Source organism: Olsenella uli (genome assembly GCF_016899935.1).
Classification (GTDB): domain Bacteria; phylum Actinomycetota; class Coriobacteriia; order Coriobacteriales; family Atopobiaceae; genus Thermophilibacter; species Thermophilibacter uli_B.
In genome coordinates this window covers 1-242 of the sequence record NZ_JACJJK010000098.1, presented here as the reverse complement: position 1 = coordinate 242, position 242 = coordinate 1, and the positions used below count along the sequence as shown (strand labels likewise).

At 51.7% G+C, this 242-nt stretch carries 1 protein-coding gene; it reads right to left on the bottom strand.

The window, feature by feature from the left end:
- The coding region (locus H6A07_RS10005; protein WP_239471216.1) for an efflux RND transporter periplasmic adaptor subunit at positions 1-202 on the bottom strand (202 nt) is incomplete at its 3' end.
- Between the last annotated feature and the right edge of the window lie 40 nt (positions 203-242).

Below are 242 nucleotides of genomic sequence, written 5' to 3'. Positions count from 1 at the left end.
AAACATGCCCGTTCCATGCAATACCGGGATACGCATCAAGAGTGATGGAGACCCTGTCGTTGCTCTTTATCTCCCGCAATTTTGTCTCCTCGTAATTAGCCGTCACCCACACGTGGCTGATGTTGTACATCGCAAGCATTGATTGTCCCGGCTGCACCACGTCGCCGGAGAGCACCCACCGTTTTGCAATGATGCCGCTCATAGGCGCTGCAATCGTCATATTGTTGAGCTGTGTCTTAAGA